Source organism: Tsuneonella sp. HG222, from assembly GCF_053819185.1.
In genome coordinates this window covers 169,357-185,355 of record NZ_JBSOQZ010000002.1, presented here as the reverse complement: position 1 = coordinate 185,355, position 15,999 = coordinate 169,357, and the positions used below count along the sequence as shown (strand labels likewise).

Below are 15,999 nucleotides of genomic sequence, written 5' to 3'. Positions count from 1 at the left end.
CCGGTCCGAACCGGCGGAAATTTCAGGCGTTCAGTCCGGCCGGATGGACGCCCTGCACGAACGCGGCGGTGCGCGCCAGGTCGGCGAACTGCAGCAGGCTGTCGAACACCAGGCCGAACTGCCGGTCGTGGCGCCAGCGCACCTTGGTCTCGATCTCGGGCAGGCATTCGCTCGACAGGCGCAGCCGCTGGTCGATCGCCAGCCGGGCGTCGCATTCCACCTGCGCGCCTTGCAGCGAGATGTTCCTGAGCTGCGCGCGGAACCGGCCCGTCAGCCCCGATAGCTCGACCGGCATCTCCAGGTTCAGGCGGATCGGCCGCTTGGGCCATTCGCCCTTGCCCTTGAGCAGGCGCCCCAGATCGACCCGTTCCAGAAAGCGGAAGCCGGCGCGCGCGTCCTTCTGCCAGACCGGTTCGAGCGGCAGGCGGTCGCCGTTGGGCATTTCCAGCTCGAGCGCGCGATCGGCCGGCAGGTCGTGGAACAGCCGCATCGACACCCCGGTCGACGAGACGTCGCTCACCACGCAGAGGAATTCGCCCGATGCGCTCACCAGCTTGGCCGAGCGGATCAGCGGAGTGAACCGCGCCGCTTCTCGTTGCTCAGCCTCCGCCGCGGAGGGCGGATAATCGGTGAACGACCGGATTTCGCTCGCAGTCTGCGTCATCGAACGACACTTTCCATCTCGCCCCGCACCAGGGATGCGGGGTTCGGTCCCGAGACGGAAATGCCATGCTACCTCTTGCCGAACTTTTAACGCGGCACAGCGGATTTACCGGATTATAACCTATCGAAGGTTAGAATCGGCCGATTTTTCAATCCCATCCGTGGGCCAGAAAGTGCGTGGCGCAGCCTGCCAGGAAGGCGGCCCCGCGCGGCAGGACGGTTTCGTCGACCATCATCCGGCTCGAATGGATGGAGCAGCAGGTCTTCCAGTCGGCCCCGTCTGGCGCGACGCCCAGGAAGCACATGGCGCCGGGCACCTTCTCGATGACGTAAGAGAAGTCCTCCGCCCCCATGATCGGCGCGTCCAGGCGCAGGAACTGGCCGCCCATGCCGGTCGTGACCTTTTCCGCCAGGTCGACGGCGCGAGAATCGCAGATCGTCGGCGGGAAGCCTTCGGTGATCGTGACCTCGGCCACGCAATCGTGCGCGGCGGCGATATTGGTCACCACGCGGCGGATGTCGGCCTGCACCGCGGCACGCGTGCCGGGCGTGAGCGTGCGCATCGTTCCGCGCAGGGTTGCCCGGTCGGCGATGATGTTGTGCGCGCTGCCCGCGTCGAGCCGGGTGATCGTGACCACCGCCGCCTCCGCCGCATCGAACCGGCGGGTGATCATCGTCTGCAGCGCCAGCACGATCTCGCAGGCGACCGGCACCGGATCGCGCGTGTCGTGCGGCATCGAGGCATGGCCGCCGCGCCCCTCGATCGCGATGTCGATCATGTCGGCTGCAGCGAGCAGCGTGCCTGCGCGCCCGCCGACCGCCGCGTGCGGCGCATTGGGCATGATGTGGAGCGCGAAGGCCGCGTCGGGCAGCGCCATGTCGCTCCCCTCGCCGCCCAGCAGCCCCTCACGCAGCATGAAGCGCGCGCCGTGGAACCCTTCTTCCCCCGGCTGGAACATGAAGCGCACCTCGCCCGGGAGCTCGTCGGCCCGGGCGCTTAGCACGCGCGCGGCGCCGGCCAGCATCGCGGTATGGGTATCGTGCCCGCAGGCATGCATCCGGCCCGGAATGGTGGAGGCGAAATCGAGCCCGGTCAGCTCGTCCATCGGCAGGGCATCCATGTCGCCGCGCAGCAGCACGCTGCGCCCGGCCTTGCCCTTGTTGAGCACCGCGACGGCGCCGGTGCAGGTCGTCCCTTCGCGCCATTCGAGGGGCAGGTCGGCGAGTTCCGCCCGCACCTTGGCCAGCGTCAGCGGCGTTTCCAACCCCAGTTCCGGTTCGGCGTGGATCGCCCGGCGCAGGGCGGTGATGCGCGGCGCGATGGCGCGCGATTCTTCGAGCAGGCGTTCGGTCAGCATGGCGGGACCTTAGCGCCGACCGCTCCGGCCCGCCAGATGGCGGCGATTGCCGCGCGGCCGTGCGCCCTTTATGGCCCCGGCGATGATCGCCAACGCCATCCTGCTCTCAGCCGGCCAGGGCAGCCGCCTGCTGCCGCTCACCGCCGAACGGCCCAAGTGCCTGATCGAGTTCTCCGGCCGGAGCCTGATCGCCTGGCAGGTGGAGATGCTGGCCCGCGGCGGGGTCACGCGGATCGACGTGGTGACCGGTTTCATGACCGATATGGTCGAGGCGCATGTCGAATCTCTACGCCGCCGGGACGTCGAAATCGTCATCCACTTCAACCCGTTCTACAAGGTGGCCGACAACCTGGGTTCGTGCTGGATCGTGCGCGACCGGATGGCGGCTGGCGACTTCCTGATCCTGAACGGCGACACGCTGGTATCCGAGGAGATCGTGCACCGGGTCCAGGCCGGCTCCGACTGGCCGATCGCGGTGACGATCGACGTGAAGGACACTTACGACAGCGACGACATGAAGGTGCGCCGCGGCGACGACGGGCGTCTGCTGCGCATCGGCAAGACGCTGACCGCCGCCGAGGCCAATGCCGAATCGATCGGCTTCCTGGCCTTTCGCGGCGAAGGGGCCGAGCTGTTTCGCGAGGCGGTGCGCCAGGCCATGCGCACGCCGGAGGGCGTCAGCCACTGGTATCTCAAGGTGATCGACACGCTGGCCGCCGGCGGCAAGGTGGGCACCTGTTCGATCGAGGGGTCGGACTGGGCCGAGGTCGATTATCTCAACGACATCGAGGATGCGACGCTGCTGACCGACAGCTGGATCAGGCGGGGGGCACCGCGGGGCTAGGCTCGCCGGGCGTCAACCGGCGCAGCGCGCCCCAGGTCATCAGCCCGAGCGCCGCAGTCATCGCCACCGCGCCCAGCGCCACGTGCCAGCCGATCAGCGACGGATCGTCGCTCCCCGCCGAAAGGGCGATGGCCAGCGTCATCACCGCAACACCGATCATCCGCCCGATGAGCGCCCGGTGGACCTGCCCCGTCGAGTGCAGGACCGGCTCGAACGCCACGCTGGCGAGTTCCAGGCTGGCGGCCACGGTCAGCGGGATCAGGATCACGTAGGCCGCCTGGAAGTTCGCCCCGCCGATGATGTCGAGGATCGGGCGGCCGAGGAGGACCGCGAGCAGCACGACCAGCGCGCCGGCGCCCGCCGCCAGCGCGGAGGTGCTGATCACCAGCTTGCGGAAGTCGCTGAGATCGGCCGCGACCCGCGCGCGGTTGATCTCGGCATAGGCGGCGCGGGTCAGCAGGGTGGAGACCTTGCCGAGCCCCTGGCTGAGCTGCGCCGCCATGCGGAACAGGCCCGCGGCGCGGGTACCCAGCAGGTATCCGACCGCCAGCAGCGGGCCCTGCTTGAACGCCGCGTCGAGCGTGGCGCTGGCATAATTCACGACAAAGAACTTGCGGATCCCGGGGTTTTCGCCCTGCGCCTTGCGCCAGCCGGCCAGATGGCGCGGGGTGATCGCCTCAGGGCAGAGCCGCCGCGCCATGAACCAGTAGGCCGCGGCCTCGATCAGGTCGACCAGCGCCCAGGCGATCAGGAACTTGACCAGCGTCGGCCCGGTCAGCCAGATCGCCAGCGCCGCCAGCAGCCGCCCGGTCGGGACCAGCGCCTCGACGTAGACCGCGACGTCGAACCGGTCGAGCGCGCGGACGATCCCGGTCGGCGCGGAGACCAGCGCGAAGAGCATCGCGCAGGTGAACCAGAATGCCACGTCGCCGTAGTCGGGGTTGAGCCCCAGGCTTTCCCCGAAGCCGTAGATGATGACCCATGCCGCGGCGGTGCCCAGGATCGCGCCGATGAGGTCGAGCAGGCCCGCCAGCAGCCCGAGCCGCCCGAAAGCCGCCCAGTCCTTCGCGTGGACGTGCGCCGCGCCGTACCGCACCACGATGCGCCAGCTCTCGAACCCGGCGAGCGCGATCAGTGCCTGCGCCGCGCCGAAGATCAGCGAGAAGTGCCCGAAATCCTTCAGCCCCAGCGACCGCGCCAGGATCGCCAGGTAGATCAGGCTGCAGACGGCGCCGAAGCCCTTCCCGCCCAGCAGCCAGGCGGTGTTCGCCAGCATCCTGCGGAGCAGCGAAGGGGGCTCTTTGCCGGGGCTTGCGCTGTCTTCGGCCTTGGCGGGCATGGCATCTGCCTTTGGACGACCGGCTTGACGGGCGCAAGCAACGAAGCCTGTCACACCTTGCGCGAAGCCATCGCGCGACTATGGGCCGCGCGATGACGCACGACCCGCGCCCGGACCTCGCGATTCTGCTCGATCAGTTCGGTACCGGGGGCGTCGCGCGGGTCGCGGTGCTCGTCGCCAACGGCCTGGCGGCGCGCGGCCGGCGCGTGACGATCCTGGTCACGCGCGACGGCGGGCCGATCCGCGAGCTGCTCTCGCCAGAAGTAGAAGTCGTCACCCTGCCTTCGCCGGGCGCCCTGCCGCGCGGCATGCGGCTGATCGCCGCTGTCCCGGCGCTGGCGGCGTGGCTGCGCAAGGCGCGGCCGCGCGTGCTCCACTCGCCGGGCAATCACACCCACGTCGCCGCGTCGCTGGCAATGGCGCTGATGGGGGAGCGCGGCGCCGTGCGCTTCGTGCCCAAGATCACCAACCCGATCCTGAAGCCCGGCATGTCGGATCGAGCACGCAGGCGCCGCATCGGCTTCTATCGCCGCGCCTTCGCCCTGGCCGACAAGGTCGTCGTGCTTTCGCCGGGCGGCGTGGGCGAGCTGGCGCCGTTCGGGGCGGACATCGCGCAGCGCGCGCGGTTCCTCCCCAACCCCTATGTCCGGACGCTGGCCGCGCCGGTCGTCCATCGCCGTCCTGCCGGCCCTCCGATCATCCTGTCCGCCGGCCGTCTGTCACCGCAGAAGGACCAGGCCATGCTGCTGCGCGCCCTCGCCCGCATTGCCGACCGCCCGTGGCATTGCCGGATCTGCGGCACCGGGCCCGAGGAGGCGGCGCTGCAAGCGCAGGTGCAGGCCCTCGGCCTGGCGGAACGCGTCGAGTTTTCCGGCTTCACCAGCGCAATGGAGGACGAATACGACCGGGCGAGCGTGCTGGCGCTGACCTCGCGCTGGGAAGGCCTGCCGGCCGCGGTGATCGAGGCGATCGCGCGCGGCTGCCCGGTTGCCGCCACCGCCTGCTCGCCCGCGCTCGTCACGCTGTTCGACACCATCGGCAACCTGCCCCCCGTGCCGGTGGGCGACGATGCCGCCTTCGCCGAGGCGCTGACGACGGTCCTCGAGGGCAAGGCGCCCGCCGTCGCGCCCGAATTGGTGGCGGACTACGAGATCGAACGCTCGATCGACCTGCACGCCGCCCTGTTCGACGAGGTGACCGGCGGCTAGAACGCGGCCTTGATGGCGGCAGCCATCTGCGCGATCTGCTCGGGTTCGAGCGCGACCGCCTGCCCGAGCTGCGGCACGCCGGGCCAGCCGGCGTCGGCAAATTCCACCCCTTGCCACAACCGCGTCCCCTCGTAGCGCGGGATGACGTGGAAATGGACGTGCGGGTCGACCATCATCAGCATCAGGTAGTTGATCCGCTCGTACCGCGTGAAATCCCGCAGCGCGCGCTCGATCGCCGCGGTCGCCGCCTTGAGCTCCGCATGGGCCTCGGCCGGAAGGTCGCCGAACGCGGTCGCCTCGTGCTTCGCCGCGAGGATCAGGCTGCCGAGCGCCGGCTGCGCGGGGCGCAGCAGGACCACCCAGTGCGCGAATTCGTGCACCAGGGTTGCCGGCCAGCCGAACTTTGCGATCGTCGCGTTCATGCAGGGGCTCCTTCCGCCGCCAACCACGAGGTGATCGCCTGGCCGCGCTGCTGGCGCTGGATCGCCTGGCCGAGGCGTATCAGATGGACGGCGAAGCTGATCGCGGTCCAGACCGCGACAAGCACGATGCCGATGTCCGGTCGCTGCGCCAGCGTGGCGAAGAACAGGATCACCATGTTCGGGTTGCGCCGCGCCGTGACCAGGCGGAACCGGCTGTCGAACCGCCGCCAGACATGGATGTGGATCCCGCCGAACCGGGTGATGAACAGGCCCTCGATCACGCGCTGCAGGACATAGCCCGCGATCAGCGTGCCCTGGACCCACCAGAACAGGGTGTCCGACAGGCCCAGCCCCCAATGGACCAACCCGGTCGCCCAGAACCACCACCAGAAGGGCGGATGCACCAGGTCGATGCCGTGGTCGAACACGTCGCCCCATTTGCTGGACGTGATGGTGCAGCGGGCTAGCTTCCCGTCGACCGTGTCGAGCACCATGAAAACGAAGCCGGCGGCCATGCCCCACCAGTATTCGCCCCGGGCGAACAGGACCGTGGCGAGGACGCACAGCGCAAAGCCGATCGCCGTCACCGCGTTGGGCGACAGGCCGAGGCGGCAGGCGCCCCGTGTCAGCCACAACGCCAGTTCGGGCCAAAGGTACTTGGTGAGCACATCGGTCACGCCCTTGTAGGCGCCGAAATAGCTCGCCCGCTCGGCCGCGCGGCGCGTCTGCGCCGTCAGTTCGAGCACGAACGGGCGTTCGCGCTTGCGCAGCACCTTGTTCTCGATCTCTGCGCCGCTCTCGTATGCAATCGCCGAAACGTCCGCGGGCAGCGCGCCTGCGCCGCGCATTGCCGCCCGGACCGCAGCCGCCTCGTGCTCGTCGCGCGCATGGGCCAGCACCGGCACGCCGCCCAGGGTCAGGGCCGTGCCGGGATTGTCGGCCAGGTGGCTCAGCCAGGCCGGGTCGAACACGTGGTCGGCATTCGCCAGCACGACCGGTGCGCCTGTCCCGCCCAGCCCCGCCTTGGCGGCGATGCGGCGGACGCGCTCCCCGGTGTCCATGCCCCAGATCCGGCAGGGATTGGCGCCGACGGTTTCGATGGAGACGGCGGGCTGGCCGGGGGTCTCGGTTCGGAGGACGGCAGGGGACATGCGGCCTGCCGCCTAGCGCGTGGCGCGAAGAAAGACTAGCCAGCGCGGGCGGCGCGCGGGTAAGCGCTGTGGCGCGATGAGCGCCCCGATCACGACGTTCGACCGCCTGCCCCGGCCGCAATCGGGCGCAGCCGCGCGTGCGGCACCGCGCGGCATCGCCGGCCGCCCGCTGGTGGGCGTCATCCGCAATGCCCGCAGCCATCGCAACAAGGGACGGGTCCAGGGCCAGTCGCCGGGCGCCGAGATCGTTCTCGAAAGCACCGAAAAGCGCAGCGAACTGACGGGCGTTCTCGAGCGGTTCGCCGCCATGGGGCTCGACTACCTCGCCATTTCGGGCGGCGACGGGACGGTGCGCGACGTGCTGACCGCGGGCGCCGGCATCTTCGGCGATCGCTGGCCGACACTGATCGTCCTGCCCAAGGGCAAGACCAATGCCCTTGCCGCGGACTTAGGGGCTCCGGCCGACTGGCGGCTGGCGGATGCCCTGGCGGCTGCCGAGCGCGGATCCTTCGCCGAGCGGCACCCGCTCGTGGTGGCCGAGGCCGGCGACCCCAACGCGCGGGTCCAGGGCTTCATGCTCGGCGCCGGGCTGTTCACCCGGGCTATCGCGCTGGGCCAGCGGGCGCACCGCTGGGGCGCCTTCAACGCCCTGGCGGTCGCGGTCACGACCTTCTGGGCGCTCGGCCAAGCGTTCTTTGCCAGCAACGCCAACCTGTGGCGCCAGCAGGTGCCGATGCGCCTGACCGCCGGCGACGGCACCGCGCTCCCCGGCCCGGACGAGCGGTTCGTCATGCTCGCCTCCACGCTGGAGAATTTCGCCCTCGGCCTCAAGCCTTTCGGCACCTGGAAGGATGGGCTGAAGCTCGTGGCGCTCGATTCACCGGCGCGCCGGAGCCTTGCCTGGGTGCCGCTCATCGCCGTCGGCAAGCAGCCGCAGCCGCCCGGGCGGCACGGGTTTCACTGGCATCTGCTCGAGGCATTCGGGATGGAGATGGGCGCGCCGTTCATTCTCGACGGGGAGGCCTTTCCGGCGGGCGCGTATCGCGTTTCGCAGGGCCCGGTTCTGCGCTTCGTGGTTCCGTGAACGAAGCGCTCGAAACGCGCGTGGCCGCGATGCTGGCGCGCGAGGTCCGGCCGGAAGTCGCGGCAATGGCACGCAAGCTGGGCGAGGAAGCTGGCGCGCTGGCCGTGCTGTTCTACGGCTCGAACCTGCGCACCGGCTCGCTCGAAGGCGTGCTCGACTATTACGTTCTGCTGCCCGGCGCGCCCGAGAAGGGCCTGTGGCCGCGCGTCTCCTATCGCGAATGGCGTGCGGGGGAGGAAACGCTGCGCGCGAAGATCGCCGCGATGTCGCTCGCCAAGTTCGCCGCCGCCGCGAGGGGCGAGACGATCGACACCACGATCTGGGCCCGTTTCGTGCAGCCGAGCGCATTGATCTGGGCGCGGGACGAAGCTGCCGCGGCTGCGGTTCGCGAAGCCGTGGCCGATGCCGCGCGCACCGCCGCCCGGCTCGCCGCGGCGCTCGGGCCGGAGCGCGGGGAGGCGGCCGAGTACTGGGCCGCGCTGTTCCGCGCGACCTATCGCGCCGAATTGCGCGTGGAGACTCCCGGGCGCGAGGCGACGATCCTGGCCGCCAACCCGGCCCATTTTGCCGGCCTGCTGCCCGCCGCCTGGGCGTCGGCCGGCATTCCCTTCGCCGACGACGGTGCGACCCTCGCCCCGCGCCTGGACGAGCGCGCGCGGCAACGCACGCTGCGCTGGTGGCGCACGCGGCGGCGGCTGGGCAAATCGCTGAACCTGGCGCGGCTGGTCCGCGCGACCACCACGTTCGAGGGCGCGGCGCGGTACGGCGCGTGGAAGCTGGAGCGGCACACCGGCATCGCGGTGGCGATGACGCCGTGGCGCGAGCGGCACCCGGTCCTCGCCGCCCCGGGCGTGCTGTGGACCGTGTGGCGCGCGCGAAAGCGGGCCTCGTGACCCCGCCGGTGCTGATCCTCGCGGGCAGCCGCCCCGGCGCGCCCGATACGGTGGCCGCGGGCGAGGGCGTTCCGCACAAGGTTCTCGCGGTGGTCGAGGGGGAGACCCTGCTGGCGCGGGTGGTCGCGGCGGCGCGGGACTTCGGTGCGCCCGAGATCGCCGTGTCGGCCAATCACCCGGCGGTCGAGGCCGAGGCGCGCAGGCTCGGCGCCACGCTGCTGCCAACGGCGCGCGGCCCGAGCGAAAGCGTCGCCATCGCGCTCGAGCGCTATGCCGCGCCACTGCTGGTCACCACGGCCGACCACGCGCTGCTGCGCCCCGAATGGCTGCGCGCGCTGGTCGCCGGCACGCCTCCGGCGGCGGACGTATCGCTGATGCTCGCGCGGCGCGCAGCGGTCGAGGCGGCTGCGCCCGAGGGGCGGCGCACCTGGCTGACGATGGCCGACGGGCAATGGTCGGGCTGCAACCTGTTCCTGCTGTCGTCGGCCAATGCCGGCCGCGCGATCGCGACCTGGCGGCAGGTCGAGGCCGACCGCAAGCGCCCCTGGCGGATCGCCGTGCGGCTGGGGCTGAGCACGCTGTGGAGCTACTGGCGCGGCAAGCTGACGATGGCCCAGGCCATCGCACGGCTGGGCGAGCGGATTGACGTGACCGCCGCGCTCGTGGAAGCGAGCGACGGGCGCGCCGCGATCGACGTCGACAAGCCGGACGACCTCGAACTGGTCCGCCAGCTAGCGGCGCGGCATCACATGTAACGCATGTCGATGGCGATCGACTTGACCGATCCGCCGACCTGGAACGCCGTCTTCGACACGCTCGGCTTGCCGAGATTGAAGACGTTGATCGACGGATTGTTGGACATGCCACCGCCGTCGCTCGTCAGATCCGACTTGCCGTTGCCGTTCACGTCGTGGCGCACCGCGATGCCATAGGTCCCGGCGGCAGGCACCGGCATGCAGACGGTCATCGTTCCAGCGCGGGCGGGCACCTCGATCCGGTTGATCCACTTGCCCTTGGCCAGCCAATCCGACGCGGTGCCGCGGTAAAGCTGCACGCGCAGTTTGCCGCTCGTCGCCTTGACGCCGTTCACCGTCACGCGGACCGCGGGACCGGAGCCGCTGCAACGGCCCGGATCGTTGCCGATCTCGTTGCGATAGGTCACCGCGGCTGGCGCCGCTCCGGCAGCGGCCAGCCCGGACAGGGCCAGCGCGGCGGCGAGAGTGCGAAAGGCGGTCTTGCGGTTCATAACTGGAACTGACTCCGTCGAAATTTCAGGCGCGCCGGGGCGGCGTTGCGCGTAAGCGATTGGTCGAAAGATTGGCCCCGTGTCGCGCACCATACAGCAAAATCGCGCTTAACCGGCTCTGAACTGCCCGTTTCGGGGTGCTCCGTGCCCTTGCCACGGTGGAAAACACCCGCTCGCGGTTTTATCCGCGACTCGCGCACGGGTAAGGCGCAAGGCGAACGCAATGCCCGAACCGCTCATCTCCCCCTCGATCCTGTCGGCCGACTTCGCCCGGCTGGGCGAGGAAGTGCGCGCGATCGACGCGGCGGGGGCCGACTGGATCCATGTCGACGTGATGGACGGACACTACGTGCCCAACCTCACGATCGGGCCGGCGGTAGTAAAGGCGCTGCGGCCCCACACCGCCAAGCCGTTCGACGTCCACCTGATGGTCAGCCCGGTCGACCACTGGCTCGAGGCCTTTGCCGAAGCCGGCGCAGATATCCTGACCGTCCATCCCGAAGCCGGGCCGCACGTCCATCGCACGGTCCAGGCGATCAAGGGGCTGGGCAAGAAGGCGGGGATTTCCCTCAATCCCGGAACGCCCGCCAAGATGCTCGATTACCTTATCGAGGAGATCGACCTTGTGCTGGTGATGAGCGTCAATCCCGGGTTCGGCGGCCAGAGCTTCATCGCCAGCCAACTGCGCAAGATCGAGGCGGTCCGCAAGATGATCGACAAGACCGGCCGGGACATCCACCTGGAGGTCGACGGCGGGGTCGACGCGCAGACCGCACGGCAATGTGTCGATGCCGGGGCCGACGTGCTGGTCGCCGGCTCCGCGACGTTCAGGGGCGGGCCCGATCGATACGCCGCCAATATCGCCGCGCTGAAAGGGCGGGCGGCGTGAGCGACCGGGCCGTGCAGGAGCTGCTGCCGCTGGGCAGCGAAGCGCCCGGCTCGGCCGATACCGCCGACCTTTCGGAAGGCCTGGCCATACCCTTGGGCGATTCGCGCGACGAACCGCTGGCCCGCCGCGCGCCCGCCCCGGCGAAGCAATCGGCCGAGGCGGAGCGCAGCGAGGTGATCGAACCGCGCCGGGCGCTCGTCGTGACCGACTTCGTGCCGCCCGAGGTCACCACGGGTGAGCGGATCATCCGCCTGGCCTATCGCCTGGGCGTGCCGGGCCACTCGCTCGCCGCCCCGTTCCGCAAGAAGGCCGCGCCGCGGCTGCTGGCGACGGTCGAGAACCCGCTGCCGGGCGATCCGGTCGGCGGCACAGCGCTGCGCGCCGGGCATTTCCTGATCCACGGCGTGAAGGCGCCGATTGCGCAGCTCGATTTCTCGCAGTCCGCCCGCCCGACGCCCCCGTTCGAGCGGGCCGTGCACACCTTCGCCTGGCTGGCGGACCTCGAAGCCTGCGCCCCGCGCCCGCAGTGCACGCAGACCGCGGAACGTGTGCTCGCCGCCTGGCTCAAGGACAACCCCGGCCCGCACAAGGGCGCGGCGTGGAAGGTAGGCCACGCCGGTCATCGCCTGCTCAACTGGCTGGTCTTCGCCCCGCTGCTGCTGGGCGGTAACGACAAGCGGCTGCGCGCCAGGACGCTGGGGGCGGCGAGCGAAACGGCGCGCTGGCTGGACCGCAACGTCGGCAAAGCGGAAGACCGGCTGGCCGAAGTGGCCGGCTGGTGCGGCATCGTCGCCGCCGGACTGCTGATGCCCGAAGGCAAGCCGCGCCGCCTGTACGGCGAGGCCGGGCTGGTGCGCGCGCTGGGCGAACTGGTGGGCGACGACGGCGGCGTGCTCAGCCGCAGCCCGCTCGACCAGATGGAGGCGATCGCCCTGCTGACGCGCTTGGGGGCGTGCTATCGCGCCGTACGCCGCGATCCGCCGCAGGCGCTCGATGCCATGCTGAAGATGCTGGTTCCGCCGCTGCTGACGGTCATCCATGCCGATGGCACGCTGGGCAGCTGGCAGGGCTCGGGCGCGGTCGCGCAGGACCGGCTGCGCGCGCTGGTGACCGCCAGCAAGGTCCGCACCCGCCCGCTCAAGGATGCGCGGCAGTGGGGCTACCAGCGGGTCGCCGCCGGCAAGGCAGTGCTGGTCCTGGATGCCGCGCCGCCGCCGCTTGCGCGGCACACGCGGCACGGCTGCGCCTCGACGCTGGCGTTCGAGTTCTCGCACGGCGCCAATCGCCTGATCGTCAACTGCGGCGGCGCGGCAAGCGCGGGCGGCCTGGTTCCGATGCGGATCGAGCAGGGCCTGCGCGCCACCGCCGCGCATTCCACGCTGGTGCTGGGCGAGACCAACTCGACCTCGGTGTTGATCAACGGCAAGCTGGGGACCGGGGTGACCGAGGTCGAGGTCGACCGGCGCATGGCCGAAACCGCCAGCGCCGCGGCAACGCGCATCGAGGCGAGCCATGACGGCTACGTGAGCCGCCACGGGCTCGTGCACCGCCGGATCCTGATCTTGCGCGACGACGGCAGCGAACTGCGCGGCGAGGATCTGCTGGTCCCTGCCGGGAAGGCCAAGCGCGGCAAGATCGCCTACGCCATCCGGTTCCACCTGGGCCCCTCGGTCGACGCCAGCCTGACCGAAAACGGGCGCGGAGCGCATCTCGCGCTGGCCGACGGCTCTTACTGGCAGTTCCTCGCGCCCGGCGGCAGGCTCTCGCTCGACGAGAGCATCTGGGTCGACGGCGACGGCCGCCCGGTGCCGGTGCAGCAGCTGGTGATCGAAGGCATGGAGCAGCGCAGCGGCGGGAGCTTCTCCTGGCTGCTCAAGAAGATCAGGTAGAATGGCATGACCCAGGTAAGCATCAAGCGGGCGCTGCTGTCGGTGTCCGACAAGACCGGATTGGCCGATCTCGGCAGCAAGCTGGTGAAGGCCGGGGTCGAGCTGATCTCCACCGGCGGTACCGCTAGGGCGCTGCGCGAGGCCGGTCTCGACGTGCGCGACGTGTCGGACGTGACCGGCTTTCCCGAGATGATGGACGGGCGGGTCAAGACGCTCCACCCGCTGATCCACGGCGGCCTTCTGGCGGTGCGCGACGATCCCGAGCACGCCGCGGCGATGGACGCGCACGACATCGGCGCCATCGATCTCGTCGTGGTCAACCTCTATCCCTTCGAGGAGACCGTGATGCGCGGCGCAGACCGCGCGACGATAATCGAGAACATCGACATCGGCGGGCCCAGCATGGTGCGCTCGGCGGCGAAGAACCATCGATACGTCTCCATCGTGACCGACCCGGCCGACTACGAGGCGCTCTATGCCGAGCTGGCCGCGAACGACGGAGCGACCACGCTTGATTTCCGCAAGGCCATGGCCGCCAAGGCGTTCGCCGCCACCGCCGCCTACGATGCGATGATCAGCCAGTGGTTCGCCTTCGCCGACCAGGGCCAGCAATTTCCCGACATGATCGCGGTCAACGGGCGCAAGCTGGCCGAACTGCGGTACGGTGAGAACCCGCACCAGAAGGCGGCGCTCTACACTCCGGTCGGCCCGCACATCGCCGGGCTGGCGCAGGCCGAGCAGGTGCAGGGCAAGGAGCTCAGCTACAACAACTACAACGATGCCGACGCCGCGCTCGAGCTGTGTGCCGAGTTCAAGGACCAGGACCCCGCGGTGGTGATCGTGAAACACGCCAATCCTTGCGGCGTGGCACAGTCCGGAACGCTGCTGAACGCGTGGCATCAGGCGCTCGAATGCGACAGCGTTTCGGCCTTCGGCGGGATCGTGGCGGTCAACCGCCCGCTCGACGGGCCGACGGCGCAGGCGATCTGCGAGATCTTCACCGAGGTCGTCGTCGCCCCCGGTGCCGACGACGCCGCGCGCGCCGCCTTCGCGGCCAAGAAGAACCTGCGCCTGCTGCTGATCGACGACCTGCCCGACCCGCGCCGCGGCGGTTTGCAGATCAAGCCGATCGCCGGCGGCCTCCTGGTCCAGAGCCGCGACAACGGCGCGATAACGGCGGGCGACCTGCAGGTCGTCACGAAGCGGGCGCCGACCGGGCAGGAGCTCGCCGATTGCCTGTTCGCCTGGACGGTTGCCCGCCACGTCAAATCCAACGCCATCGTCTATGCCCGCGACGGCGCCACCGCCGGCATCGGCGCGGGGCAGATGAACCGGCGCGATTCGGCCCGCATTGCGGCGATCAAGGCGCGCGAGGCGGCCGAGACTTATGGCTGGGATGCTCCGCGCACGACCGGCAGCGCCGTTGCTTCGGATGCGTTCTTCCCCTTTGCCGACGGGTTGCTCGCCGCGGTCGAAGCGGGCGCGACGGCCGTGATCCAGCCGGGCGGCTCGATGCGCGACGACGAGGTCATCGCCGCGGCCGATGCGGCCGGACTGGCGATGGTTTTCACCGGAAGGCGCCATTTCCGGCACTGATTTCGGCGGGTCGTCGCAAGCGGAAAACGGTTCATCTTCGTTGCCGCGTTTCTGAACGTCAGGTGACGGCGCATTCAATCTTCGGCAACCGCTGCCCGGGTAGCCCGGTCTTTCATCGCAACACGAAAGACCTCCGCCATGGGCCTGTTCACATCCGAAACCTATCGTTCCTTCTTCCTCGGCTTCGGGGTGACCGCCATCGGTTTGGCTACGCAGATCCTGCCCAATCTGCTATGACGTGCAGATGCGTATAGTCCTCCCGCTCCTTGCCGCAGCACTTGCCCTCAGCGCCTGCAATGCCCCCGCCATCGCCGCCGAAAAGGCGGTCCAGGCCCCTGCGGCCAAACGGATCGCCAAGGAAGCCGGCGGCCTTAAGACCGCGATCTTCGCGGGCGGGTGCTTCTGGGGGGTGGAAGCCGTGTTCAGCCACACGAAGGGCGTGACCAGCGCCATCTCGGGCTACGAAGGCGGCAGCAAGGCGGATGCGGATTACGAAGCCGTGTCGAGCGGCCGCACCGCACACCGCGAATCGGTCAAGGTGGTCTACGATCCCAAGGTCGTCCGCTACGACCAGTTGCTGCAGATCTTCTTCTCGGTGGTCGCCGATCCGACCCTCAAGAACAACCAGGGGCCCGATCGCGGCCCGCAGTACGATGCCGCGCTCGTGCCGCTCAATGCCGAGCAGCGCGCAGTTGCCTCTGCCTATCTCGCGCAGATGAAGGCGAGCGGCGTCTGGAAAAAGCCGATCCGCACCTCGGTGGTGAAAGCCGGGCCGTTCTACGCGGCCGAAACCTACCACCAGGACTTCGCCAAGAAGAATCCCAACCACGGCTACATCCGCGCCTGGGACGCGCCCAAGGTGGCGGCGTTCAAGCAGATGTACCCATCGCTGTATCGGGACGCCTTCATCAGCGGCTGATTGGCAGGCGGCCCGCGCAACCCTATATCCCGCTCATGGCCGGCCATAATCACCACGAACACTCGGGCGACAAGCTCGTCGACGAAGCAGAGCGCGTGCTGACCGCCGCGGGCGAACAGTGGACCGGGCTGCGGCAGGATACCTTCGAAGCGCTGGCGGGCCAGGACCGGCCAGTCAGCGCCTACGACATTGCCGAGGACCTTGGCCGCCGGCGCGGCAAGCGGGTGGCGGCCAACAGCGTGTACCGCATTCTCGACCTGTTCGTGCGCACCAACCTGGCCAACCGGATCGAGAGCGCCAACGCCTATCTCGCCAACAGCCACCCCGGCTGCCGGCACGACTGCATCTTCCTCATCTGCGACGACTGCGGGAAGGCCGCCCATATCGACGACGACAAGCTGACCGGGACGCTGCGCGAAGCGGGCGCCCAGGCCGGTTTTTCCGACGTGCGCCCGGTGGTCGAACTGCGCGGCCTGTGCAACGAATGCGCCGGCTGAG

At 69.9% G+C, this 15,999-nt stretch carries 16 protein-coding genes; 10 read left to right on the top strand and 6 right to left on the bottom strand.

The window, feature by feature from the left end; genetic code table 11:
• Positions 1–22: 22 nt before the first annotated feature.
• Together ACWPMZ_RS12505 and ACWPMZ_RS12500 are read right to left on the bottom strand one after the other, a co-directional pair.
• A complete protein-coding gene (locus ACWPMZ_RS12505; protein ID WP_455704393.1) occupies positions 23–664 on the bottom strand; it encodes a PilZ domain-containing protein in 642 nt (213 codons plus the stop codon).
• Between the two features lie 148 nt (positions 665–812).
• Positions 813–2,021, bottom strand: a complete 1,209-nt coding sequence (locus ACWPMZ_RS12500; protein WP_455704392.1) for a M20 metallopeptidase family protein — start codon at positions 2,019–2,021, stop codon at positions 813–815.
• Positions 2,022–2,103: 82 nt separating this feature from the next.
• On the opposite strand from ACWPMZ_RS12500, the gene ACWPMZ_RS12495 reads away from it, so the two are divergent.
• On the top strand, positions 2,104–2,865 hold the full coding sequence (locus ACWPMZ_RS12495) for a phosphocholine cytidylyltransferase family protein (protein ID WP_455704391.1): 762 nt from the start codon (positions 2,104–2,106) through the stop codon (positions 2,863–2,865).
• Here ACWPMZ_RS12495 and ACWPMZ_RS12490 read toward each other — a convergent pair.
• Entirely contained in the window at positions 2,840–4,204 is a 1,365-nt protein-coding gene (locus ACWPMZ_RS12490; RefSeq protein ID WP_455704390.1) for a lipopolysaccharide biosynthesis protein, read from the bottom strand. The genes ACWPMZ_RS12495 and ACWPMZ_RS12490 overlap by 26 nt on opposite strands.
• A gap of 92 nt (positions 4,205–4,296) precedes the next feature.
• On the opposite strand from ACWPMZ_RS12490, the gene ACWPMZ_RS12485 reads away from it, so the two are divergent.
• Positions 4,297–5,412: a glycosyltransferase gene (locus ACWPMZ_RS12485; RefSeq protein WP_455704389.1), complete on the top strand. Its 1,116-nt coding sequence runs from the start codon at positions 4,297–4,299 to the stop codon at positions 5,410–5,412.
• On the opposite strand, the gene ACWPMZ_RS12480 is transcribed toward ACWPMZ_RS12485, so the two are convergent.
• Positions 5,409–5,834, bottom strand: coding sequence for an HIT family protein (locus ACWPMZ_RS12480; protein WP_455704388.1), 426 nt, complete (start codon positions 5,832–5,834; stop codon positions 5,409–5,411). The genes ACWPMZ_RS12485 and ACWPMZ_RS12480 overlap by 4 nt on opposite strands.
• Positions 5,831–6,985, bottom strand: a complete 1,155-nt coding sequence (locus ACWPMZ_RS12475; protein WP_455704387.1) for a CDP-alcohol phosphatidyltransferase family protein — start codon at positions 6,983–6,985, stop codon at positions 5,831–5,833. The genes ACWPMZ_RS12480 and ACWPMZ_RS12475 overlap by 4 nt, the downstream gene beginning before the upstream one ends.
• A 76-nt stretch (positions 6,986–7,061) precedes the next feature.
• On the opposite strand from ACWPMZ_RS12475, the gene ACWPMZ_RS12470 reads away from it, so the two are divergent.
• Genes ACWPMZ_RS12470 through ACWPMZ_RS12460 form a run of 3 tightly spaced genes read left to right on the top strand, consistent with a single transcriptional unit; the run spans position 7,062 to position 9,717 of the window.
• Positions 7,062–8,069 carry a diacylglycerol/lipid kinase family protein gene (locus tag ACWPMZ_RS12470; RefSeq protein ID WP_455704386.1) on the top strand — a complete coding sequence of 336 codons (1,008 nt, stop codon included), beginning with the start codon at positions 7,062–7,064 and terminating at the stop codon, positions 8,067–8,069.
• Positions 8,066–8,962 carry a hypothetical protein gene (locus ACWPMZ_RS12465; protein ID WP_455704385.1) on the top strand — a complete coding sequence of 299 codons (897 nt, stop codon included), beginning with the start codon at positions 8,066–8,068 and terminating at the stop codon, positions 8,960–8,962. The genes ACWPMZ_RS12470 and ACWPMZ_RS12465 overlap by 4 nt, the downstream gene beginning before the upstream one ends.
• Complete coding sequence (locus tag ACWPMZ_RS12460) at positions 8,959–9,717, top strand: nucleotidyltransferase family protein (RefSeq protein ID WP_455704384.1); 759 nt, start codon at positions 8,959–8,961, stop codon at positions 9,715–9,717. Before ACWPMZ_RS12465 ends, ACWPMZ_RS12460 begins: the two co-directional genes overlap by 4 nt.
• Here the strand turns inward: ACWPMZ_RS12460 and ACWPMZ_RS12455 are convergent.
• Positions 9,708–10,208: a DUF2141 domain-containing protein gene (locus tag ACWPMZ_RS12455; protein WP_455704383.1), complete on the bottom strand. Its 501-nt coding sequence runs from the start codon at positions 10,206–10,208 to the stop codon at positions 9,708–9,710. The genes ACWPMZ_RS12460 and ACWPMZ_RS12455 overlap by 10 nt on opposite strands.
• 223 nt (positions 10,209–10,431) lie before the next feature.
• Between ACWPMZ_RS12455 and rpe the strand changes: the two genes are divergently transcribed.
• From rpe to ACWPMZ_RS12430, 5 genes are all read left to right on the top strand, one after another.
• Positions 10,432–11,097 carry a ribulose-phosphate 3-epimerase gene (rpe, locus tag ACWPMZ_RS12450; RefSeq protein WP_455704382.1) on the top strand — a complete coding sequence of 222 codons (666 nt, stop codon included), beginning with the start codon at positions 10,432–10,434 and terminating at the stop codon, positions 11,095–11,097.
• Positions 11,094–12,986, top strand: coding sequence for a heparinase II/III family protein (locus tag ACWPMZ_RS12445; protein ID WP_455704381.1), 1,893 nt, complete (start codon positions 11,094–11,096; stop codon positions 12,984–12,986). The genes rpe and ACWPMZ_RS12445 overlap by 4 nt, the downstream gene beginning before the upstream one ends.
• Before the next feature lie 6 nt (positions 12,987–12,992).
• Positions 12,993–14,582 (top strand): bifunctional phosphoribosylaminoimidazolecarboxamide formyltransferase/IMP cyclohydrolase, encoded by a 1,590-nt coding sequence (gene purH / locus ACWPMZ_RS12440; protein WP_455704380.1) that lies wholly within the window; start codon positions 12,993–12,995, stop codon positions 14,580–14,582.
• 244 nt (positions 14,583–14,826) lie between these two features.
• Positions 14,827–15,501 carry a peptide-methionine (S)-S-oxide reductase MsrA gene (gene msrA, locus ACWPMZ_RS12435; protein ID WP_455704379.1) on the top strand — a complete coding sequence of 225 codons (675 nt, stop codon included), beginning with the start codon at positions 14,827–14,829 and terminating at the stop codon, positions 15,499–15,501.
• A gap of 35 nt (positions 15,502–15,536) precedes the next feature.
• Positions 15,537–15,998, top strand: coding sequence for a Fur family transcriptional regulator (locus tag ACWPMZ_RS12430; protein ID WP_455704378.1), 462 nt, complete (start codon positions 15,537–15,539; stop codon positions 15,996–15,998).
• Position 15,999: the final 1 nt, after the last annotated feature.